This is a genomic window from Guptibacillus spartinae, from assembly GCF_028610625.1.
GTDB lineage: Bacteria > Bacillota > Bacilli > Bacillales > Guptibacillaceae > Guptibacillus > Guptibacillus spartinae.
This window is the reverse complement of sequence record NZ_JAQQWU010000026.1, coordinates 13512-27407: the sequence shown is the minus strand read 5'-3', so window position 1 is coordinate 27407 and position 13896 is coordinate 13512. Positions and strand designations below refer to the sequence as shown.

15 protein-coding genes are annotated in these 13896 nt (G+C 41.4%); 3 read left to right on the top strand and 12 right to left on the bottom strand.

Features of this window, described 5'->3' with window-relative positions:
• The first annotated feature begins 354 nt into the window (after window positions 1–354).
• A complete protein-coding gene (locus PQ511_RS23115) occupies window positions 355–576 on the top strand; it encodes a hypothetical protein (RefSeq protein WP_273854271.1) in 222 nt (73 codons plus the stop codon).
• Window positions 577–786: 210 nt separating this feature from the next.
• Here the strand turns inward: PQ511_RS23115 and PQ511_RS23110 are convergent, their stop codons facing one another.
• The gene (locus PQ511_RS23110; protein ID WP_273854270.1) at window positions 787–1029 is read right to left on the bottom strand and encodes a hypothetical protein; all 243 of its coding nucleotides are present in this window, start codon (window positions 1027–1029) and stop codon (window positions 787–789) included.
• Window positions 1030–1088: 59 nt separating this feature from the next.
• Window positions 1089–1721 (bottom strand): HNH endonuclease family protein, encoded by a 633-nt coding sequence (locus PQ511_RS23105; RefSeq protein WP_273854269.1) that lies wholly within the window; start codon window positions 1719–1721, stop codon window positions 1089–1091.
• Window positions 1722–2155: 434 nt separating this feature from the next.
• On the opposite strand from PQ511_RS23105, the gene PQ511_RS23100 reads away from it, so the two are divergent.
• A complete protein-coding gene (locus tag PQ511_RS23100; RefSeq protein WP_273854268.1) occupies window positions 2156–2740 on the top strand; it encodes a helix-turn-helix domain-containing protein in 585 nt (194 codons plus the stop codon).
• A gap of 262 nt (window positions 2741–3002) precedes the next feature.
• Here PQ511_RS23100 and PQ511_RS23095 read toward each other — a convergent pair whose 3' ends face one another.
• The 5 genes from PQ511_RS23095 to PQ511_RS23075 form a co-directional block, all read right to left on the bottom strand.
• Window positions 3003–3389 (bottom strand): VOC family protein, encoded by a 387-nt coding sequence (locus PQ511_RS23095; protein WP_273854267.1) that lies wholly within the window; start codon window positions 3387–3389, stop codon window positions 3003–3005.
• 47 nt (window positions 3390–3436) lie between these two features.
• Window positions 3437–3715, bottom strand: coding sequence for an ArsR/SmtB family transcription factor (locus PQ511_RS23090; protein WP_273854266.1), 279 nt, complete (start codon window positions 3713–3715; stop codon window positions 3437–3439).
• Window positions 3716–4025: 310 nt separating this feature from the next.
• Complete coding sequence (gene larA, locus PQ511_RS23085; protein ID WP_273854265.1) at window positions 4026–5288, bottom strand: nickel-dependent lactate racemase; 1263 nt, start codon at window positions 5286–5288, stop codon at window positions 4026–4028.
• Between the two features lie 113 nt (window positions 5289–5401).
• Entirely contained in the window at window positions 5402–6523 is a 1122-nt protein-coding gene (locus PQ511_RS23080; protein ID WP_273854264.1) for a 2-keto-3-deoxygluconate permease, read from the bottom strand.
• Window positions 6523–7683, bottom strand: coding sequence for a glycerate kinase (locus tag PQ511_RS23075; protein ID WP_273854263.1), 1161 nt, complete (start codon window positions 7681–7683; stop codon window positions 6523–6525). Before PQ511_RS23075 ends, PQ511_RS23080 begins: the two co-directional genes overlap by 1 nt.
• A gap of 145 nt (window positions 7684–7828) precedes the next feature.
• Between PQ511_RS23075 and PQ511_RS23070 the strand changes: the two genes are divergently transcribed.
• Window positions 7829–8920 carry a CdaR family transcriptional regulator gene (locus tag PQ511_RS23070; protein ID WP_273854262.1) on the top strand — a complete coding sequence of 364 codons (1092 nt, stop codon included), beginning with the start codon at window positions 7829–7831 and terminating at the stop codon, window positions 8918–8920.
• A gap of 40 nt (window positions 8921–8960) precedes the next feature.
• On the opposite strand, the gene PQ511_RS23065 is transcribed toward PQ511_RS23070, so the two are convergent.
• The 5 genes from PQ511_RS23065 to PQ511_RS23045 form a co-directional block, all read right to left on the bottom strand.
• A complete protein-coding gene (locus tag PQ511_RS23065; RefSeq protein ID WP_273854261.1) occupies window positions 8961–9575 on the bottom strand; it encodes a HoxN/HupN/NixA family nickel/cobalt transporter in 615 nt (204 codons plus the stop codon).
• 100 nt (window positions 9576–9675) lie between these two features.
• The gene (locus PQ511_RS23060; protein WP_273854260.1) at window positions 9676–10920 is read right to left on the bottom strand and encodes a nickel pincer cofactor-dependent isomerase, group 22; all 1245 of its coding nucleotides are present in this window, start codon (window positions 10918–10920) and stop codon (window positions 9676–9678) included.
• Window positions 10921–11069: 149 nt separating this feature from the next.
• On the bottom strand, window positions 11070–12074 hold the full coding sequence (pdxA, locus tag PQ511_RS23055) for a 4-hydroxythreonine-4-phosphate dehydrogenase PdxA (protein WP_273854259.1): 1005 nt from the start codon (window positions 12072–12074) through the stop codon (window positions 11070–11072).
• Window positions 12075–12098: 24 nt separating this feature from the next.
• Window positions 12099–13376 (bottom strand): TRAP transporter large permease, encoded by a 1278-nt coding sequence (locus PQ511_RS23050; protein WP_226658904.1) that lies wholly within the window; start codon window positions 13374–13376, stop codon window positions 12099–12101.
• The gene (locus PQ511_RS23045) at window positions 13373–13864 is read right to left on the bottom strand and encodes a TRAP transporter small permease (RefSeq protein WP_273854258.1); all 492 of its coding nucleotides are present in this window, start codon (window positions 13862–13864) and stop codon (window positions 13373–13375) included. The genes PQ511_RS23050 and PQ511_RS23045 overlap by 4 nt, the downstream gene beginning before the upstream one ends.
• Between the last annotated feature and the right edge of the window lie 32 nt (window positions 13865–13896).

Genomic DNA, 13896 nt, shown 5'->3' with positions numbered 1-13896 from the left:
AACCCCCTAATGGTCGGTATTTGGTCGTACCCATTATACCATTCAGGGGGTTTTTTCATGGAGAATTTTAAATTTTACTCACCGGTCTGGTCTTAATCCGACTTTTTCACTGGTCTCGGACGGTTCTGATGATTCACTTTCAGCAGATTAGAAAGAGTGGGGGCAGTATCATGTCTGCCCTTCCTACTTCGTATAACCTTGCAATAACTTATTAGAATCAAAAAAATTTCTATATCAGATAGTAATTGACGGATTATCAATAATAAATTAAGCATGAATGCTGATAAATACGATAATATGTAAAAGGAAGCACTCCATTACTATCAAAATATAATTTAGGACTGAGGTAAGCAAATGGGCAAGACATCAAGTTGGGTTATATTAAGTATAGGATTGGTCGTTATTGCGCTTAGTTTTAAGATGGGGAAATTCTGGACAGATCTAGTCTATAAAGATAGTGGAAGTTTCTATAGTGAACATCTTGTGGTTTATTCAATTGCTGTAGTTTTAATCGGTTTCAGCTTGTGGTTGTGCGGGTTGTTAAAACTAGTTTTTGAGAAACAGGGGCAAGAATAAAGGCGCGGTTCTGCTAATTTAGCGAGCGTTAGATAAAGAGTTAGTGCTTATAAACATACCCTGCCTTTCTATAGGCAGGGTATGTTTATATTTTGAACTACTATGCAACAGGAGGACCTTCCATACACTAACTATTCATCTCATTCTCTGAATCATGAGAACCGTCCCCCGACTCACCGGCAGCTCCTGGTGCCTGTCACTTGTCGAATTTTATTTACGCTCAAGCACCGCTACCAACAACCCATGAACCACTTCATGATCGCGTCCATCATATAACTGATATTCTTTTCCAGGAAGCGTGTACCACTCCTCTGCCCCTACATAGGTAATGCGAAGTGTAAGATTGCCGTCGTCATCACAGGAAGTCACCAGTTCAAGTTCTCCGCTAATGACGCCCACTTCTTCAGTCATCACACCATGTGTTGCAGGAAAGATTGACGATTTTTCATTCATTTGAGTGCACCTCCTCAACATGCCATACCAAGACTATAACACGATCCAAAAACCACAACTTAATAGCTACACGTATTTAGCATGCTTTGAAGAGCAGATTTCTCTGACGACTGAAGGGTTAAATTGTAGACATATTTTGTATTGATCCACCACTTCGCATACCCGCAGTGAGAGCTGTAACGCGTTGGCTTCCATGTAGACGGATCCTGGTCACCCTTAGAGCGATTGCTGCTCGCCGTTACTGCAATAAGATGAGGACCGTCAAGATCATTGGCGAAATCCTCTCTCTTTTGCGTGCTCCAACTACTTGCTCCTGAACGCCATGCCTCTGCTAGCGGCACCATATGATCGATATCGAGATCAGATGGATCATACACTTGCACGCCATCATAGTAGCTATACCATTTACCAGACGTGACAGGACAGTCACCGCTATAATAATCAGCGTCCCGCTGCAGCACCAGCTGACGCGTGTCACAGCCACTCCCCTGCCCAATCCAATGCGGAAATTTCTCACGTGAGTATCCGTACATCGTGCCTTCAGACTGAACAGTTAGTGAATCCAATTGAGATTGGGCGGCAGACTTGGACGGTGTACCAGGTGGAATTGCAAGTGCTGATGGAAGACCAAATTGATAACCACTAAACAACAGAACCAACGTAAAAACAACTAAAATCGATTTCTTAAACATAAGGATGCCTCCTACATTTTTGATTATTTATGCATGAACACCTCCGTTCATTTTTTAATGAAGGAGATATTAATCGTTTAAGGAAAACAAGTAAATGCTTCCGTAAAATCCGCCTTAAATCTAGCACACCTTTCTAGCAATCTTCTATAGTTCAAAGACATAAAATCAAAGTTGGTTCATATGAGCTAGTGCGCTTTCTCTCATTTTTAAGTAGATCTTCCCTATAATTTTTACAAGCTTAATAAAAGCCGGGACATTTGAATGATATGAAAAGATTCTAGGAATATCCCACCCCAAAAGGATCTAAAATAATGAAATCAAACTCGACCATTTCTTCAGATTCGAATCATGTTAAATAACGGAACTCTACGGAGCGTTTGTTGTGATTGAACGATTTAGCTTATAAGATAGTATCGTAGTAGGAGGAGAATGCGATGAACAATGAAAAAATAGGCGATTTAATTTATCGTTTGAGAAAGGAAAAACGTCTAACACAGAAGCAATTAGCCGATCAAATGAACATCTCTGATCGAACCGTTTCAAAGTGGGAGCGAGGTTATGGCAGTCCAGATATTTCGCTATTACCAAGCTTATCGGATTTGTTAGGCGTGAACATTGAAAGCATTTTAAATGGTGATTTAGCGGCAAATGATTTTGTGGGAGGAAATATGAAAAAATCAAATTACTTTGTGTGTGAGTTATGTCAAAATATCGTGTTAGCAACCGGGGATGTTTCCATTTCTTGCTGCGGGAGAAAATTAGATCAATTAGAAGCAAAAAAAGCAACAACTGAAAACCAACTAACGATCACGGATATTGACAATCAATGGTATATTTCGAGTGAACATCCGATGTCTAAAGATCACTATATCTCATTCATTGCTTTTGCTACTGGCGATCAAGTTCGAATTATGAAGCAATATCCAGAATGGAACTTACAAACAAGGCTCCCTAAAAGCAAACATGGGAAATTACTCTGGTATGATACGAAATTTGGTTTGTATTATCAGCTTGTTTGAATCTGAATCGCAGGGACGGTTCTGCTGATTCCGCTTAAACTGAAAAATGTGCTATGGGACTAACCGATCCTATGCTCTTAAAAATGCCCTACCTTGGCCAGGCAGGGCATTTCTTCATGTCATCTAAAAGAACGGATGAAGTTAAGCATCAACACGAGCTGTATTTCTTAACCAATGCATCGCAAGAACCGTCCCAGCGATTCTTACTACTGCATCACGAGAACCGTCCCCGCGATGCGCCCGCGATGCCCACGATTCCCCACTACTGCTGAATCAGCTGAATCAAATTACCACACGTATCATCCAAAACGGCGATGGTGATACCACCCATTTCGGTCGGTTCCATCGTAAACCGCACGCCTTTTTCCACCAGGCGCTTGTACTCTTCTTGAATATCCGCTACACCAAACATCGTTACTGGTATGCCATCGTTGAATAGCTTTTGTTGAAATTCTTTCGCTGCCTCATGTTCATTTGGTTCAAGTAATAGTTCGACTCCGCCTTGCTCCTCTGAGGAAACAACTGTGATCCATCGATGTTCTCCAGTCGGCACGTCATTCTTCTTAACGAATCCCAACGTTTCCGTATAAAATTGTAGCGCCTTGTTCTGATCTTCTACAAAAACACTCGTAATAATAATCTTTAACATAATTTTGCCTCCTCTAATTTCTCCTTGGTATCCCACAATAAAAAGATTTAATCCACCCAATCCTTCAACAAATTTTTAAGCGGTTCCTTATTGAAAAAAAGCACACGATATTTTCCTTTTCGTTTTGAAATAACAAGTCCGGCCGCTTCTAAAGCGGAGAGATGTTTCGCTATTGCTTGTCTAGAAATAGTAAGGTTGTGCTTCATAATGAGGCGCGTCGTAAGTTCATACAAAGTTAGCTCATTACGTTCGGACAGTTCATCTAATATCATCCGCCTAGTTGAATCACTTAGTGCTTTAAATATGGCATCTTTATCCCAGTTCATAATTTGATTATACGCAACCTATGGGTTGCACGTCAATACAGTGAGATAGCCATGGCGCTGACATTCCCCTCTTTAACACTTCAACAAATAACAAAAGAGAGCGCCAATGGATCCATATCCCTTTGCGCTCTCTTTCCGTTTTCTGTCTAGAAGAATCGGGGGGACGGTTCACAAGTTAGTGCTTACAAAGCTCCCTACTTGTGCTCAAGCAGGAGAGCTCTCAATTATATCTTCAAACTACTGCATCATGAGAACCGTCCCAGCGATTCACCAGCGATTCCCAGCGATTCACCAGCATTGCCACGGTAAGTCATTCTTCAACATAAGGAATCGTCAACGGCCCTAACGGCAACACCGCAACCGTCATTTCTTCCCCATACTGCTTTTTCAATTCTTCTAACGTACCTTCAATGTTGTGCATCGGTTTTAACATCGCACCCTTCACCTGATCATCCGATAGCTTGGAGTGAACATAGACATCCGCCCATACTTGAATAACCGCCTGTTTCTGGACTTGCCATTGATCAAACATTTTAAATTCTGGATTGTTGATCATCTCAAGTAACTCTTCCGGACTATCGGCCATTTCAAAGATTTTCGAATAGTTTCCGTGACTTGGTAATCCATCCGAACATTCAGAGGCTACCAGAATCGCTCCACCCTCCTTAACAATTTTGTGAGCTGCACTCATGCCTTTTACCGCTTGATACAAATTTTGATCAAGTGGATATCCAGAGTTTGACGTAATCACCACATCAAAGCGCTCTTCACACTTAATCATTGCATGCTCTTTGGCAAACTCACACCCTCTGTCATGCGCTTCATACAATTCCCCAGCGAATACCGCTGTAATTTCTTTTTCTCTATTTAGTGTTACGTTCAACATAAAATCGGGTTTGCACATGCTATTGATTTCACGTGTCATGTCCTGGACGGGGTTGTTAACCATATTCCCCCAAGTAGAAAGTGGATCTCCGATCATTCTTGCGTTATGGAATGTCATGATGGTTTCAATTCCAGCGATGCCTGGCATAATTCCTTTTGGCCCACCAGAGAATCCAGCAAAGAAATGAGGTTCAATAAATCCCGTAACAATTTTGAAATCGGCTTCTACATAATCTTTGTTTAAATAAACATCACAGCCGAATGAACTTTCGCCCAAATTAACAAGTGTTTCTTTTTCGTGGCAATGGTTATTTACAATCCGTATGTGATCAACGACCCATTCACCAAGCATTTGGATAAACTCCTCGCGAGTTTGATCTCGATGTGTGCCAGTTCCATTTATAATGACAAAATTCTCAAGTGGAACATGATTTAGCTCTTCAATAAGTAATGGAATAAGAATATGATTTGGAGTCGGTCTTGTGATATCACTAATCGCGATAGCAACAGTATCCGAAGACTTGACCATTTCCTTTAGCGGTGCTGTCCCAATAGGATTTTGCAGGGCTTCCTTTATCTCTTTGTTGGTATCCTTTAAACCAGACATATTGGTAGGCTCCACGACAAATGCGCTGTCCGGGAGGTTTACTGAAAGGTTGTCTTTTCCGTAAAGTAAAGTTGTTTTCATCTCTTTCTCCTCGCTTTTTCCATGTTTATTTTGAATCACTTCTTTCGTTCATTCTACTACTAAAACAAATAGAGAAATGGACTGACGTTAATTTAGTCAGCCCACCTGTCCTATTATGCAGATTGAACCTCTTTATCTCGTTTTGATTGTTTTCGTTCCTCTGACTCTAATCGACCATCAATTCCTTTATTTCGCTGGTAGCGATCTACGAGAATGACCGCAATTGGGCAAAGAATGGCTGTAGTTAGAGTGGCAATGGAGATCTGAGCTGTCGCAACGGCTGCAATACTTTGAAAGGATTCTGCTTCACTCGCTGACATCATACCGGAACTTGCCGCTACAGCGGCCGCAGCTGCTATTGCTGCTGGAGTAGCTGCTGCATTTCCGGCTGTGGAAGCCTCAGATATAGGTGCAATGTAACTTTTTTCTTTGAATAGCTTGAATACTAGAATTCCTGCTCCACCGGTCAGAACCGTTGTTAGAACCCCGATTGTCAATCCAGCAGCTACGACTTCAGGATTGAAGAAATTCGCAAGATTCATGCCTGCTCCTAGAGCGAATGCAAAGAAAGGAACAGGTAGAATTTCACCTGGTTTTAGAAATTCTCTAATCTCTTCGTCTAAATTCCCAAGCAGCATGCCTATAGCAATTGGTAATAGCACTGCAATAAAGGCAATGATCGGGAAGCTGGAACCAAGTAAACCGAGCGCAAGAAGGGTTAAAAACGGACCATCGTTTAGTGACAGAATTGCAACGGCACCAACATCAGAGCGATTTCCATACTGACTTGTTAGGGCAGCATACATGCCACCATTCCCATTTGTCATTCCAGCAATAATGGCCAGCGTAGATAGTCCAAATAGCCCCGACATCGGATCAAAGAAGTAACCGAATAACAGGCCAACGGTTAAACCCGTTATGTATTTCGTAACCGTAAGCAATACGCCTTTCTTAAGCGCCACGCCACCAATCCTTAAATTCATTTGACTTCCTGCTGAGAACAAGAAAAGAGCAATTAACACAAGCGCACCATTTTTAAAAAGAGCTTCTGAAAATCCACCGATTCGAAGCATTTCATAGAAACCTTCCTCTGTTGGCGCAACACCAAGTGACTTTAGAGCATTCATAATAAAAGGAAGATGCATCTGATCAATCGTGTTTACTAGTGCTCCAAACATCAATGGAACAACCATTAAACCGCCTGGGACCTTCTCAATCGTCTTTTTAATCTTCATTAAACCAAACCCCCTTGTAGTTTTGGAACATGATGATGGAAATAAGATCGAACGACTTGTTCTGTACTACTTTCTAATAACATTGATGCTTGTTTAATCGCTGTTTCCAGGTTCATAGGGCGATTCACGATACTGTGCACACTAACGACGCCATACTCATAAAGCACCTCTATTCCCTCCCCAACGGAACCAGCCATGACAATAGTTGGAACACCAAGGTATTGGGCAGTCTGTGCCACGCCCATTGGCGTTTTACCTGAGGCTGTTTGTGAATCGACTTGCCCTTCCCCTGTAATAACAAGATCAGCATCTGCCAGTTTTTCCTGTAATTGTGTATGATGAATCACGACATCCACGCCACGTTCCATTTTAGAAGGAAAGAACGCCTGGAATGCTCCGCCAATACCACCTGCTGCACCTGCACCTGGATTGTCATGAATCTTAATCCCTATTTTTTTCTCTATTTTATCTGCCCAATGTGTTAATTGATCGTCTAAGAATGCCACATCTTTCTGACTCGCTCCTTTTTGCGGGCCAAAAATATAAGAGGCTCCGTTAGGGCCAATGAGTGGATTTTCCACATCTGAAGCGATTAGGAATGAACTTTCCTTAATTCGCTCGTCGAATGCGTGAAGATCAATACAATCAATGTCCTTCAAACAACCTCCACCAAAACCTACTTCATTTCCTTTCTCATCAAGAAGACGTAATCCAAGTGCCTGCAACATCCCTGCTCCTCCATCGTTTGTAGCGGACCCTCCGATGGCTAGAATAAACTTTCTATATCCCTTATCAAGAGCATGTTTGATCAGTTCTCCTGTGCCAAAGGTTGTTGTGACGAGTGGGTTTAATTTGCCATCTGGTACTAACACAAGTCCAGATGCACTAGCCATTTCAATAATGCACGTTTGATTGTCACCAAGAATCCCGTATTTTGCGTCAATTTGGTTTCCGAGTGGTCCCTTCACTTGCACGTGTGTTGTAGATCCCCCGGTTGCATCTACTAAAGTTTGAAGCGTGCCTTCCCCTCCGTCCGCCATTGGGATTAAGGACGTTTCTGCCAAAGGAACCGCACTTTTAACACCCCGAACAATCGCAACCGCTGCTTCTCTTGCCGTCAAACTACCTTTAAATGAATCTGGAGCTATGACAACTTTCAATTAATGACCCCCTTCTAGAAAGCGCTTTCATATGTTGTATCCCATTATACTCCCCTCAAGTAATGATTTCGTTGTATGGAACATATAAAAAAAAGGGTGATTTTCAAGAATTTTTCGTCTATTATAGCTAAAGGAGGGAGTAAATATGCTAACGAGAACGATTGCCAAAACGATTGTGATTGAGACGTCAAATCGATTACATCGCAACATCAACATTATGAATGAGCAGGGTGTCATTATCGCTTCAGGAAATATGGAACGCATTGATCAAATCCATGAAGGTGCACTTGAAGTTATTAAAACGAAAGCACCTCTCTCCATCTCCTCGGATGAAGAAGGAAAATGGAGGGGCGCTCAACCCGGACTCAATTTACCGATTTCGTTTCAAAATCAGATTGTCGGCGTCATTGGCATTACAGGAAACCCAGAAGAAATGGGTGACGTTGGTGGTCTTGTGAAAATGGCAACGGAATTGATGATCAAACAGGAGTTTATTGCCAGACAATTAGAATGGAAACAGCGCACAAAAGAAATGATTGCAGAAGAATTGCTTAAGCCATTCCCCTCATACGAACAAATTGAAAGGGGATTAGACCTACTAAATACAAAACTTCCAGCTCCTTTTACCACTGTTATTATACATATAGGGGAACGTTCCATCCCGAACCAAACCATCGTTGAACGAATTGAAAACCTTTTCAAAGATCACTATGCCCTTGTAGGCTTTATTAACGTGAATCGTTTGTTTATCGGACTTTGCGGTGTGAATGACTATAATGTCAAAAAACTTATCAAGCGTATATCTTTAGAATTGCATCACTTTTCTCTTCCATTTCGACTGGGAGTAAGTAACCCCTTCTCCACGTTTGAGGGGTTTAGTCAGTCATATGAAGATTGTGAGCTGGCCTTTGAAATTAGTGATCCAAACAAAAAAATTGTTTTCTTTGAAGATGTAGAACCACAAGCGATTCTCTATCAAATCAATCATCACGTTGCGGAACGATTCAAAGATCGAGTGTTTAATAAAACCTTATCAAAATATAGCGATACGCTGTCATTTCTTTTTAAAAACAATCTCAATATCCAGCAAACTTCTGAGGATATGTACATCCATCGAAATACACTCGTCTATCGAATTAATAAAATTAAAGAGGACACAGGGTATGATCCCCGGCAATTTAAAGATGCCCTCACGTTGCAAATGGCGATTTGGATATCTCAAAGATCCCGTCTATGAAGGATAGACTACTAATAAGGTGATGACTAGACTCCTACCATCACCATACGCTGTACATATAGTACACACCAAACAACATGCTAACAACACCAGTTAACCTTGTAAGGTTGTTGTTGATCTTCACTTTATTTTTGCTAAGAACAAAGGGGATGCCGATAATGGTCGTAAAACCAAGCATTCCGATCACTGTGCCAGCTCCGAAAACGAGCATGTAAAGAGCTCCTTCTCCGATCGTTGTAACGGAAGACATGGTTAGGAGAACCATTGCTGCACTTCCTGCAAGACCGTGCACGAAGCCAATAGCTGTTGATTTAATAAATGGAGCATGCTTGCTTTTTTCGTGAAGATCTGAGTGTTTTCTTATCATCCATACACTCTTAAATCCAAGATAGACGAGCATGACACCAACAAGAAATTCCATTGCAATGGCCCATGCTTCTGGTATCTCCCCTTTCATCAGAATAACAATCATACCGACAATAAAGAGTGTCAACGTATGACCAATTCCCCAGAACACACCAGCTAATGAGGAGCGCCACCATTTCTTAGTTTCACTTGCTATCGTTGATACGGCGATAACATGATCTGGTTCAATGGAATGTTTAATACCTAAAATAAAGCCTAGAATCAATACGGAAGTTAAACTACTAATCATCTTTTCACACCTTTCTTCTATATACACACCGAAAAAAGGTAGTTTCTTACTGATGGATTCAGCAAGTCTACCTCCAATCCGGATGTATATCTACTCTACTTTATAGGAAATACCCATCTTCATCAAATTGCATTTCAGTTGGCTCTTCGATCACGTCAATATTCGATTGGTCTTTTAATTCATGATAAAGCACTTCTGAGACAATCATTTCTCCAATATGAAGCGTATTAGGAATACGGACGAACCTTGTCTCTTCATCTTTCACGCCCCATGTTGCGCGAAGTGCTGCAGTTAATGCCTCTCTGTCGCTGTCGAGAACAATTGGTATTTTGGCGCGATCAAGAAAAGTACTCGTGATGACGTTTTCGTTCATTGCTTTCATATCAATCTTCTCAAATAAACGCTTCGTTGTTAGATCCGCGAGTCCAATTCCGAGAGCGTTACCGTGACTAGCCTCACTTAAGTTCGAAGCAATTAAGTATTTGATACTTGGTTTCTCTGGCTCTTCTACACCAAGGACACGTATACGACCAATAATGTTGGTATCCATCCCTGTTCCACTGTAATTCTTACCAATTTCATCGACAACTAAAATATCAATTTGATCGATTGGTAAGCTCGGCATTAACTCAAATGCTCTTCGAAGAAGCTTCCGTTCGCGATCTTGAATTTCTTCAGGCTCCATGACCTCAATGATCGCCGTTTCTTCAAGGGCATTTTCAACCACCGCTATGCCATACAGCGTGTTGGAATTCGCAATCGCCACCTTCCCTACCTCTGGCATCATATCTCGGATTCCTTTAATTCCATATGTATGAAGAGCAAGCGCCTGCTTGTGTTTCCCCATACCGATCGAAGCCATCTTTAATACGCCACTTTCAATATCTTTCTTAAAATCAGTATGCGGCTTCACTCGGTTCATGACAATGATCCCATCAGAGTGATACGCATGCTTATCAATATAGACTGGAATACCAGCAGAAGTTTCACCGATCTCAACGACTTCCATTGAAGAGCGAATTTCACATCCTGTTGTTTCTTCTGTCACATTCAATCCTTCAAGGACTTCCACTTGTCCTTCAGCCGTTGCACCCCCGTGACTGCCCATCGCTGGAATAATAAACGGTGTGGCCTCACGCTTTTTGATTTCGTCCGCTATCGCTTTGACAATCCTATCGATATTCGCAATTCCACGACTTCCGACTGTGATTGCAATTTCCATACCTGGCTTAATTTTTTGATTTGCTTCAACGGCCTGAAACTGTTCTTCAATTACTTTTGAGACATCTGTAATACTTTCTACCTCAAACTTCTGCCTAATTTTCGCAACCTTAGGAAAAGCCATCTTTTCCACCCCTTTTCAGAATCGTTCCTTTTCTCAACATGCTTCCGTGCAAGAATAGTCCATTTATAACTTTACCTTGTCTTTATAAAAAGGATAGCAAGAGACGATCTAAGCTGTCTCTTGCTATATGGATTTATTCAGTTATAAGTCTACTTGATCACCTTTGTGGGTGCTAGCTCATAAGCCATTCGGATCGCTTCTTTTAATGACTTTTCATCAGCAATGTTTTTGCCAGCGATATCAAAAGCAGTACCGTGGTCGACGCTCGTGCGAATCGTTGGAAGTCCAACCGTAATGTTAACGCCCGACTCTAGACCTAATACTTTAATCGGACCATGCCCCTGATCATGATATTGGGCAACAACGATATCAAAATCGCCACGTTTTGCTCTAAAAAATAAGGTATCCGCTGGAAGTGGTCCGACAACATTGATTCCTTCTTTTTGAGCTTTTTCAACAGCTGGGATAATTTTCTCTTCTTCTTCTCCGTTACCGAACAAACCGTTTTCTCCTGCATGCGGATTAATGCCACAAACGGCAATTCTAGGATCGGCAATACCTGCTTTTTGTAACGTCTCATGAGCTAATTTAATAACAGTGTACTGACGGTCTACATTAATTTTATTAACCGCATCGATCAAGCCGATATGAGTTGTCACGTGGATCACTCGTAAGCCAGGAGCAGACAACATCATCGCAAAGTCCTTTGTGTTCGTTAGCTCTGCCAAAATTTCTGTGTGTCCAGGATAGATATGACCTGCTTTATGAAGGGCTTCCTTGTTTAAAGGAGCGGTACAAATCCCCTGGATTTTTTGATCATTCGCATAAGAAATGGCCTTTTCTAAATAGCGGAATGCGGCATTTCCAGCTTCTGAAGATACTTCACCCCACGGCAATTCGTCCGAAACAAGATTTAAATCAACCACATCAATTGTTCCATATTCAAACTTCGCTTCTTCAGGCTCAGCAATGCTACGTACATCAAGCTGAACACCTGTCACATCAATCGCTCTTTCTAACATTTTACGATCACCAATGACAAATAGCGAACTGTTGTCATAGATGGCTTCATCTTTAAACGATTTGACAATGACCTCTGGCCCTACCCCCGATGGATCGCCCATTGTAATCGCAATAATTGGTTTAGCTGTCATACGTTATTTCCTCCTCTTAATTCATTAATTCTTTAATAACTCCACTAAGAATAGTGAGATCTCTGGTACATAACTAATCAGTAACACATCGGCAATTAGTATGATTAAAAACGGCAAAACCGCTTTGGATAGCGTTTCTAGTCTAATCTTAGATATTTGCATCGCTACAAATAGGTTGACACCCAGTGGAGGTGTCACCATACCAATCGCTAGATTCACAACCATAATAATACCGAAATGAACTGGATCTACGCCTAGCTGAATAGCAATTGGCGCTAAGATTGGTGCAAGAATGATGACAGACGCTGATGTTTCAAAGAACATTCCTACAATAAGAAGGAATACGTTAACAATTAACAGAAACACTAACGGGTTATCCGAGAAACTAATAAAGGACTGAGCCACAGTTTGTGGAATTCTCTCTTTTGTTAATAACCACCCTAGAAGACCTGCTGTACCAATAATCAACATAATAATGGACGTCGTTAAACCTGATTTCACAAATACAGGGATAAGGTCCTTGATTTTGATTTCTTTGTAAACAAAGACACCTATGATAAGCGCATATGCTACCGCTACGACTGCCGCTTCAGTTGGCGTGAAAATACCGCCATAAATACCACCAAGGATAATCGTTGGCATTAACAAGGCAAAGATCGCATTTTTAAAGGCATCCATTCTCTCTTTCCATGTAAAGTGCTCTGTTCCCTTGTAACCACGTCTCTTCGAAAAGATGAAGGCAGTTAAAATTAACGAAAAGCCGATTAAGAGACCAGGGATGATCCCAGCTATGAATAGATCTCCAATCGATACACCAACAACAACTCCGTATAGGATCATTGGAATACTTGGAGGGATAATAACGCCAAGCGCACCTGATACAGATTGCACTGCCGCAGCGAAGTTAACATCATAATGTCTCGCTACCATCGCAGGAATCATAATGGACCCAATGGCTGCTACGGTCGCTGGACTTGATCCAGAAATCGCCGCAAAGAACATAGATGTTATAACAGTTACTCCTGCGAGCCCTCCTGTCATCGAACCAGCTAGCGTATTTGCGAAATGAACCAATCGCTTTGAAATCCCTCCTGTTTCCATTAGAGCCCCTGCAAGTATAAAGAAGGGAATCGCCATTAATGGGAAAGAATCAAGTGATGTAAAAATTCGTTGCACAATCACTAGCATTGGTAGATCACTAGTAAAATAGATGGCTATAACAGAAGCTAAACCAATAGCGAGGGCGATTGGAACGCTTAACAAAAACAAGACGAGCATGGAGATTAATAGGACTGTTGTCATTGTTCATCGCCCTCCTTTGGCTTCATAATTGTTTCCATAATGACTGCTACACAATTCATAATCATGAAGATGGCACCAACCGGTATCGCTGCATATGCCCAACCCATGGAAATGTTCATAGCAGGAGATGTTTGTTGTACAATATTCCCCATTAAGACAAACCCGTAATTCACTAATACAGAAAGAAACACAATCGAAACGACATAAACGAATACAGTCAGTACAACTTTTGCACGTTCAGACAACAACTCTTTAATCGCATCGACTGAAATTAAATCCCGTTTTCGAATCGCTAAGGCAGATCCGATAAAGACACTCCAAACCATTAAATATCTTGCTAACTCTTCAGACCACCTTAATGAATCCTTCAACACAAATCTAGAAAAGACTTGATAGAAGATAACAGCTGACATCACCATGATCAGAAGAGCTAACACGACACCTAAAACCTTATTAAATCGATCAATGTTTTTGATGATTGCATTCATATGTAACCTAACCTCCCCCATACAACAATATG

Coding starts and splice junctions, on each gene's coding strand:
- PQ511_RS23115 (WP_273854271.1), top strand. CDS start 355: ATGGGCAAGACATCAAGTTGGGTTATATTAAGTATAGGATTGGTCGTT.
- PQ511_RS23110 (WP_273854270.1), bottom strand. CDS start 1,029: ATGAATGAAAAATCGTCAATCTTTCCTGCAACACATGGTGTGATGACT.
- PQ511_RS23105 (WP_273854269.1), bottom strand. CDS start 1,721: ATGTTTAAGAAATCGATTTTAGTTGTTTTTACGTTGGTTCTGTTGTTT.
- PQ511_RS23100 (WP_273854268.1), top strand. CDS start 2,156: ATGAACAATGAAAAAATAGGCGATTTAATTTATCGTTTGAGAAAGGAA.
- PQ511_RS23095 (WP_273854267.1), bottom strand. CDS start 3,389: ATGTTAAAGATTATTATTACGAGTGTTTTTGTAGAAGATCAGAACAAG.
- PQ511_RS23090 (WP_273854266.1), bottom strand. CDS start 3,715: ATGAACTGGGATAAAGATGCCATATTTAAAGCACTAAGTGATTCAACT.
- larA (WP_273854265.1), bottom strand. CDS start 5,288: ATGAAAACAACTTTACTTTACGGAAAAGACAACCTTTCAGTAAACCTC.
- PQ511_RS23080 (WP_273854264.1), bottom strand. CDS start 6,523: ATGAAGATTAAAAAGACGATTGAGAAGGTCCCAGGCGGTTTAATGGTT.
- PQ511_RS23070 (WP_273854262.1), top strand. CDS start 7,829: ATGCTAACGAGAACGATTGCCAAAACGATTGTGATTGAGACGTCAAAT.
- PQ511_RS23065 (WP_273854261.1), bottom strand. CDS start 9,575: ATGATTAGTAGTTTAACTTCCGTATTGATTCTAGGCTTTATTTTAGGT.
- PQ511_RS23060 (WP_273854260.1), bottom strand. CDS start 10,920: ATGGCTTTTCCTAAGGTTGCGAAAATTAGGCAGAAGTTTGAGGTAGAA.
- pdxA (WP_273854259.1), bottom strand. CDS start 12,074: ATGACAGCTAAACCAATTATTGCGATTACAATGGGCGATCCATCGGGG.
- PQ511_RS23050 (WP_226658904.1), bottom strand. CDS start 13,376: ATGACAACAGTCCTATTAATCTCCATGCTCGTCTTGTTTTTGTTAAGC.
- PQ511_RS23045 (WP_273854258.1), bottom strand. CDS start 13,864: ATGAATGCAATCATCAAAAACATTGATCGATTTAATAAGGTTTTAGGT.